The sequence below is a fragment of the Hallella faecis genome, assembly GCF_018789675.1.
In the GTDB taxonomy this organism is placed as follows: Bacteria; Bacteroidota; Bacteroidia; order Bacteroidales; family Bacteroidaceae; genus Prevotella; species Prevotella faecis.
The window spans coordinates 1-1,835 of record NZ_JAHKBE010000117.1 but is presented as its reverse complement, the minus strand read 5'-3'; the positions used below and the strand labels follow the sequence as shown (position 1 = coordinate 1,835).

Below are 1,835 nucleotides of genomic sequence, written 5' to 3'. Positions count from 1 at the left end.
CCAAGATGACCTCTATGCGTCCACGACTGAAAGAATTAAACGACAATCCCTATATAGAAGCCACCATTATCCATCAACTCGAACAGCAGCGGAAGTGAGCCAATAATCTGATGTACGTCCGTGTTCCTGCTGTCGATGGGCAGATTGTGGTATTCCAAGCCAGCCTCTGCTACATTGCGGTCGTAGCGATCGGTGTGGTCTGCCGTGCGGAGGTCGATGATGACCTTTACGCCGACGTCACGCACCTTTGCCAACAGCCAGTTGCTGCCACGTCCCGACATTGTTCTGCCTCTCACTCCTTTATCATAGACAGGGGCAAGGTCAACAATAGGGTATTGCTTCAATGCCTCATACAAAGCATTGGGCTTATTGACAAACAGATAATCCATCATCTTGTTAATTCTTAAAAATAAAAGAATTTATTGTAATTGAATGTGGTCAAGGGTGAGTGGACATCATCCATTGCCAGCATCCGTTTAGGTATCTCGCTCAGGGGGATTCTTTTATCAAGCAATGCTCTCAGCCTACGGGCCAACTTCACATTCTCACGATCAAGTTCCTCCTGTGTCGTCTCTACCTGGTATAATAGAGCCTCATTTAACTCTGAAACTATCATCCCCGTAAACAAACCATGCAAACCTTCTGCACGTGCGAATTGGTCGGCATTGCACCATACAGCCACAATGTTTCCTCCATGCTTGCGCAGATGATAAGCGTGGGGATGCCCCACGATGACTTTGTCAAATCCCTCTTTTCTGTCATCCGCACGGTAGAACAGTCCCTTGTCTGAGCCATGTCCCAGCAACATGATACGCTCCTGTGTAGAGACATGATGCAACAGATGCCCCATCTCTTTTGTTGAACGGCGGTCATCAACCACCTGTGCTTCCAGCCCTTCATACAGGGCTGAAAGCATCGCCGTGGTCTTGTCTTTGGGATGTATCACCAACATAATTCTTGTCTCAACAAATAGTTTACCACACTTTCCCAATCAGGGAATTCATTATTGCCAAACTGAATCCATTTTCCTTCAAACTCACTTGTGCCATTCTTGCCACGGTCATCAATGAGATAGTCGCCTTTACAGAGGTTCTTGCAATGGGTAATGACCATTCGTTTGTGGAACACATCATCCAAATAACGTGTCACCCACTTCACCTTATCTGACCATGCCGAAGGATTCTTCCAAGGAGCTGTAGAGAGGATGTAGAGGTCAAAATGCTCTTGCAACGTGTGCATAGCCTCGATGGCTCCCGGCATAGGTTTCATCTCGGCAAAGAGGCCAGGAATCTCATCAAGATGTCCTTCGTATTCTTTTTTGATCTCATCTGACTGAAGGTCAAGTCCCGATTGAAAATCCACAAGCACATTGTCCATATCCACAAACACTCGTTTCTTCCTTCGGATAGACTTCTCCTCCAATTCCTTTGTCTTATCCCGGAGATCATAGCGGTCGCGCAAATCAGTCAGTATTCCGCAGAACTCCAGTTCCGTGAGTATCGTCTTGTGAGAATCCTGTTCACCTTGGCTATGATACAACATCTTACCACGTGTATCCATGAGAGCAGTGCGGAAACATTCATTCTGCTCAAACATTGCCTCATAAGCATTCTTTATCAGTGTAAGGAAAACGCCACTTTGCCTATCAATCGCATGTCCATTCCACCATACTGTCTGGTTCGTCTGCCAATCGGCATTTGTCATCCGCTTAGCTTCTTTGCCTGCCATACCACAAACCTGATATTGTTTTTTTACATTTTTTTGCTTTAAGGATTGCAAGAGTAACTACTCAGCACCCATAGAAGTATCCCTATTGGCATAAGTAATCGTCTTAC

3 protein-coding genes are annotated in these 1,835 nt (G+C 45.8%); all 3 read right to left on the bottom strand.

Annotated elements, in window-relative coordinates; genetic code table 11:
* Positions 1-35 precede the first annotated feature (35 nt).
* On the bottom strand, positions 36-296 hold the full coding sequence (locus KM934_RS12680; protein WP_215760974.1) for a protein-tyrosine phosphatase family protein: 261 nt from the start codon (positions 294-296) through the stop codon (positions 36-38).
* A 107-nt stretch (positions 297-403) separates the two neighbouring features.
* Complete coding sequence (locus tag KM934_RS12675) at positions 404-952, bottom strand: hypothetical protein (protein WP_215760973.1); 549 nt, start codon at positions 950-952, stop codon at positions 404-406.
* Complete coding sequence (locus KM934_RS12670; protein WP_215760971.1) at positions 943-1,779, bottom strand: 5' nucleotidase, NT5C type; 837 nt, start codon at positions 1,777-1,779, stop codon at positions 943-945. The genes KM934_RS12675 and KM934_RS12670 overlap by 10 nt, the downstream gene beginning before the upstream one ends.
* Between the last annotated feature and the right edge of the window lie 56 nt (positions 1,780-1,835).

Excerpts from the sequence above, each read along its gene's own strand:
- KM934_RS12675 (WP_215760973.1), bottom strand. The coding sequence starts at position 952 with ATGTTGGTGATACATCCCAAAGACAAGACCACGGCGATGCTTTCAGCC.